We start from the raw sequence: 2,038 nt of genomic DNA, 5'->3' as shown, positions 1-2,038 counted from the left end.
GCTCCCAACGTTCCCGCGCTACACGCAGGCTGGGATTAAAGATGCGTATTATTTCAGTTAAAAACAAAAGTGTCAAATACAAACTATTTTCAAATTAAACCAATTGCCCAGCTTGCTTGTAGCGTGTGTTAGCGGCTGGTTTTCTTTATTTCAGTTTTAATCTTTGTAAATTGGATTCATAGCTATATAAGTATTGATTTTTATACAAAAATTTTTGTCTATTAGAGCCATATTCTTCTTGTAAAAAAGTCCAATTTTGACCATTATCATGAGATACAAAAAAATAATTTGTTAACGATTCTTTACCATAACAAATGATTACTTTAGTTTTTTCAAATTCATATCTTTCTTTAATATAATATTTTTCATTTTTGAATATAAAATCATGATTTTTTATTTCATACCTATTATTACGGAATGCATTTTTTTCGATAATTTTTGATTTTTTGTAATCCAGTTTATTCCAAGTCATTCCTAGATTCGTTGACTTATATATTGTTGAAGGATTATAATCTATTTGGCAATATATTGTGTCATTTGATAAAAATAGATTTTTTACGCCTCCAGTAATATTTTCATTAAATTTGAGTAAAGTCCATTTTTTACCACCATCCTTTGTGAAGTAAAGTACAGGTTTTATATCTATCTTGTCAAAATTTGTAGATTTTGGATTTTCTTCTAATCGATAACTGCCAATTAATCCATTGTTTAAATTTTCAAAATAAATCGCTTCTGGAGTACCAAACTTAATGTCTTCACCTTTAATGTTTTCCCATTTAGTATTTTCACAAGAAATATTTATTAAAATAATTGTTAAGAATAACCAAACTCGATTCATCTGTTTTAATGTGTTTTTTAAACTTGCCGCTAACGTTCTCGCGCTACAGCGGGTTTGGGGCTAAATTAATCCCATTCTTCGGATTTGCCAAATCATCACAAATACAAAACCAACTTTCCATTAAGCCAATTGCCCAAATCCGTTGTAGCGTGTGTTAGGCGACGTACTATGTGTTTAATGTTTCATTCCATCTATCAAGAGCAGAAACAAAATCATCTGGTTTATAATCAATTATTCTTTGGTAATGGTTTAAAATCCCTACTTTGTTATCAACCAGCATTTTATTGAAATTTTTTGCTTTTGCAGAATTTATAATCTGACTTTCTATTTTTATTGCATTTCGAATTGTTAAATCATAAATTTTTTTATGGTTTATTTCAATTCCTTTTTCTTTAAGCCTTGGACTATTTTTGCAATAATTAGATATTGTTAGAATTACATTTAAAATTCTAATGATAGGATGTGGATGTGTGCTTTCTTCATAATATATTTCCTCTTTATATGCTTCAAATGATAGAAAATATAATAATATACTACTACTGAAAACTTCGATTACTGATTCAACTTGATAAGATGTCAATTCTTCTCCAAAAATTTTAAAAGCATATTGATGTATATGTGCAGAAATTGAAGTTGCGCTAAAAGTGTCAGCATCAAATTCCAGTTTATGCATTTTTAAATCATATTCTTTAATTTCAGTTGGTCTTTCAAAAATAAATGATTTTAAACTTTCAGAGTTTTGAACTAAATGACCTAATTCGTGATAAAATGTAAAATGAAGTGCAACTTGATACATTAAAATATGAATCGGATTGTCTAGAAAATTATAAATTTTGTTGTAGTCCGAATAAAGTAATTCGTGAATTTCATCTTTTTCAAAAATGTTTTGGATAAGGAAAATCATTAATCCAGCATTAATACAAATCAAATTATATTTGTCTGTAGTACCAGCTTTGGCATTTACACTTCTATTATTCAAATAGAAAATATAGCTTTTCTTTAAATTAAATCTTGAACTATTATTTGTTAAGGTAGTCTTATAAAAATCAAAGACTTTTGACAATTCTTCTGCATATGGGGAATCTGCAAAATCGAAAATTTCTTCAATTTTAAAGTCTGTTTCATCTAAAACAGTTTTAATTTCATTTTCATACTCTTTTGTCATTATTTCTTCGGTCTTTGTCGTATGTCGCCTAACGT

Annotated in this window: 2 protein-coding genes; both read right to left on the bottom strand. The window is 27.7% G+C overall.

Annotation, left to right across the window (positions count from 1 at the left end; translation table 11 throughout):
• Nucleotides 1-145 precede the first annotated feature (145 nt).
• Nucleotides 146-838 carry a WD40/YVTN/BNR-like repeat-containing protein gene (locus tag ACSVH9_RS16215; protein ID WP_438064614.1) on the bottom strand — a complete coding sequence of 231 codons (693 nt, stop codon included), beginning with the start codon at nucleotides 836-838 and terminating at the stop codon, nucleotides 146-148.
• Nucleotides 839-1,004: 166 nt separating this feature from the next.
• Nucleotides 1,005-2,038 (bottom strand): hypothetical protein (locus ACSVH9_RS16210; protein WP_438064613.1); only part of this gene is annotated, 1,034 nt, incomplete at its 5' end.

The sequence above is a fragment of the Flavobacterium sp. RSSB_23 genome, from assembly GCF_051547145.1.
In the GTDB taxonomy this organism is placed as follows: Bacteria; Bacteroidota; Bacteroidia; order Flavobacteriales; family Flavobacteriaceae; genus Flavobacterium.
This window is presented reverse-complemented; position numbering and strand designations above follow the sequence as displayed.